Raw genomic sequence first — 3,211 nt, forward strand, 5'->3', positions numbered from 1 at the left:
GCGCCTGGGGTTGGAACATGGCCGATCAAGACCGGCCCGCGCCGAAGCTGTCAATTGCAGCGTCTGGGCGGTTCCCTCGGGTATCGGGTTCAACCTATGTTCGCGCCATGACCTACGCCGAAGAAGTGGCCGCCTGGATCAAGGCTCGAGTGGCGCGCGATCCGCCCCTCGCCAAGGAATCCGAACTGAGCACCATGCTGCGGGTGCTGGCCATCTGGCGCTCCCGGTCCATCGCCGCCACCTTGGCGCGGCTGCACGACGGAAAGATCCTCAACGGCCCCTTCGCCGGCATGGACTATGTGAAGGACGCCACCGAGGGCGCCCTGGCCCCGCGCCTGCTGGGTTCCTACGAATCCGAGCTGCATCCCACGATCGCGCGGTTCGCCGCCGAGGGGTTCGACTGCGTCATCGATGTGGGCTGCGCCGAGGGCTACTACGCCGTGGGCCTGGCCCGCCTGATGCCGCAGGTCACCGTCTACGCCTACGACATCGTCGAGAAGGCGCGGATCGCCTGCGCCGAGCTGGCGGCCAAGAACGGGGTGGAGGACCGGTTGATCATCGGCGAGCTCTTCACCCCCACCGGCTTCGAGGCCTTCGCCGATCGCAAGTGCCTGGTGATGATGGACGTGGAGGGGGCCGAGGACGACCTGCTGCGCCCCGACCTCTCGCCGGCCTTGGCCCAGATGAGCCTGATCGTGGAGACCCACGACGTCTACAAGCCCGGCGTGCTGGAGCGCCTGCGGGAGCGGTTTTCCGCCACCCACGACATCCAGCGCCTCGACCAGGGGCCCAAGACCACGCCCCTGCCGGACTGGCTGGCGCGGCTGGGGCATCTCGACCACCTGCTGGCGGTCTGGGAGTGGCGCATCAAACCCACCCCCTGGCTGGTCATGACCCCGAAGGCGCAGGCCTGATGTCCCAGGGATTCCGGCTGGACGGCGGCGGCGAGACCCTCGTCTTCCTGACCACCGAGGCCGGCGCGCCGCGGCTGGTCTATTGGGGCCCCGACCTGGGCGCCGCCGATCCCGTCCCGGCCCTGGCCCGGCTTTCCCTGCGCGCCATTCCCCACGGCATGCTGGACGGCGGCGAACGGCTGACCTGGCTGCCGGAGGCGGGGCAGGGGTTCACCGGCCATCCCGGCCTGCTGGCCCATCGCGACGGCGCCGAGCTGGTCACCCAGATGACCCTGGCCGCCTCGGAGCTGGCGTCGGGCGCCGCCAGCCTGGTGCTGGAGGACGCCGCCGGCGGCGTGCGTCTGACCTTGACGCTCGCCCTCGACGCGGCGACCGGCGTGCTCTCCAGCCGCGCGGCCCTGCGCAACCTGGGGGACGAACCCCTGACCCTCGACTGGCTGGCGGCCGGCGCCTTCGATAGTCCCCACGCCGACCTGCTGCTGTTCGACGGGCGCTGGACGCGCGAGTTCATCCCCGTGCGCCAGACCCTCTCCACCGGCCTGATCGCCAAGGAGAACCGCACGGGCCGCACCTCCCACCACGCCCCGCCCTTCGCGGTGATCGGCGAGGCCGGGTTCGGCGAGATCCACGGCGAGGCCGTCGGCCTGCACCTGGCCTGGAGCGGCGACCACCGCATCTTCGCCGAGCGGCTGCGGGACGGCCGCATCCAGGTCCAGGCCGGCGAACTGCTGCACCCGGGCGAGGTGATCCTGGCGCCCGGCGAGACCTATGAGACCCCGGCCCTCTACCTGGCCCGATCGGCGTGCGGCCTGAACGGCCTGTCGGACCGCTTCCACCCCTTCGTGCGCGACGTGATCCTCGGCGGGCGGCTGCGGGGCAAGACCCGGCCGGTGCACTACAACGGCTGGGAGGCCATCTATTTCGACCATGACCTGGCCACCCTGAAGACCCTGGCTGACCTCGCGGCCGAGGCCGGCGCCGAGCGCTATGTGCTGGACGACGGCTGGTTCAAGGGCCGGCCGGACGACCGCTCGGGCCTCGGCGACTGGAGCGTCGATCCGGCCAAGTACCCGGAAGGCCTGACGCCGCTGATCGACCATGCGCGCGGCCTAGGGATGGAGTTCGGCCTCTGGGTCGAGCCGGAGATGGCCAATGCGGACTCCGACCTGCTGCGGGCCCACCCCGACTGGATCCTCGGCGATCCCGGCCGCGACCAGCCCCTGGGGCGTGGTCAGTACGTCCTGGACCTGACCCGGCCCGAGGTCAGCGACAACCTCTACAGCCAGCTCGACGCCCTCTTAAGTCAGAACGCCATCGGCTATCTGAAGTGGGACATGAACCGCGACCTGACCCACGCCCTCAGCGGCGGGCGGGCGGCGGTCCATCGCCAGACGCTCGCCGTCTACGCCCTGATCGACCGGCTGCGGGCCGCCCATCCGGGGGTGGAGATCGAGAGCTGCTCCTCGGGCGGCGGCCGCGCCGACTACGAGATCCTGCGGCGCACCGACCGCATCTGGACCTCGGACTGCAACGACCCCATCGAGCGCCAGGCGATCCAGCGGGGCTTCTCCATCTTCTTCCCGCCCGAGGTGATGGGCTCCCACGTCGGGGCCGCGGCCAGCCACACCACCGCGCGCACCGCCAGCCTGGACCTGCGGGCCATGACCGCGCTCTCCGGGCATATGGGGATCGAGGCCGATCTGCGGGCCTTCTCCGAGGCGGAGCGCGCCGCGCTGGCCGCCGCCATCGCCGTGCACAAGACCCTGCGGGCGGAACTGCACGCCGGGCGCACCCTGCGGCTGGAACATCCCGATCCTGGCTGCCTGGCCTTCGCCCAGCTGGGGGAAACCCTCGGCCTGGTCTCCGCGGCCCAGGTGGCGACGCCCCTGACCGTCGGCCTGCTGCCCCTGCGCCTGGCCGGGCTGGAGCCCGAGGCGACCTACGAGATCACCATGGTCAATCCGCCGGCCCGGCCCTTCGCGGTGATGAAGCGGCGCATCCCCCTGGTGAAGGGCGACACCCTGCGCGCCACCGGCCTGATGCTGGCCCAGCTCGGCGTCCCCCTGCCGGTGATGCGGGCCGGCGAGATCGCCGTCTTCCGCCTGGAGCGGATCGCCCCGTGAGCCTGGCCGACCTCGCCGCCGCCTTCCGCGCCCGCTTCGGCGCCGCGCCCCGCCTGTTCCAGGCGCCGGGCCGCATCAACATCATCGGCGAGCACACTGACTATTCCGGCGGCTTCGTCCTGCCCGCCGCCATCGACCGCTGGTGCGCGGCGGCCGCCGCCCCGAACGACCGCG

The 3,211-nt window shown here is 71.8% G+C and carries 3 protein-coding genes; all 3 read left to right on the forward strand.

Annotation, left to right across the window (positions count from 1 at the left end; all coding sequences use genetic code 11):
- Positions 1 to 107 precede the first annotated feature (107 nt).
- Positions 108 to 914, forward strand: coding sequence for a class I SAM-dependent methyltransferase (locus Q7T09_RS19395; protein WP_304701847.1), 807 nt, complete (start codon positions 108 to 110; stop codon positions 912 to 914).
- Complete coding sequence (locus Q7T09_RS19400) at positions 914 to 3,037, forward strand: alpha-galactosidase (protein WP_304701848.1); 2,124 nt, start codon at positions 914 to 916, stop codon at positions 3,035 to 3,037. The genes Q7T09_RS19395 and Q7T09_RS19400 overlap by 1 nt, the downstream gene beginning before the upstream one ends.
- A partial coding sequence (locus Q7T09_RS20520) for a galactokinase family protein (RefSeq protein ID WP_370689292.1) occupies positions 3,034 to 3,211 on the forward strand: 178 nt, incomplete at its 3' end. The genes Q7T09_RS19400 and Q7T09_RS20520, both read left to right, overlap by 4 nt.

Origin of the sequence: Phenylobacterium sp., from assembly GCF_030645195.1 — a bacterium.
Taxonomy (GTDB): Bacteria; Pseudomonadota; Alphaproteobacteria; order Caulobacterales; family Caulobacteraceae; genus Phenylobacterium.

Coding starts and splice junctions, on each gene's coding strand:
- Q7T09_RS19395 (WP_304701847.1), top strand. CDS start 108: ATGACCTACGCCGAAGAAGTGGCCGCCTGGATCAAGGCTCGAGTGGCG.
- Q7T09_RS19400 (WP_304701848.1), top strand. CDS start 914: ATGTCCCAGGGATTCCGGCTGGACGGCGGCGGCGAGACCCTCGTCTTC.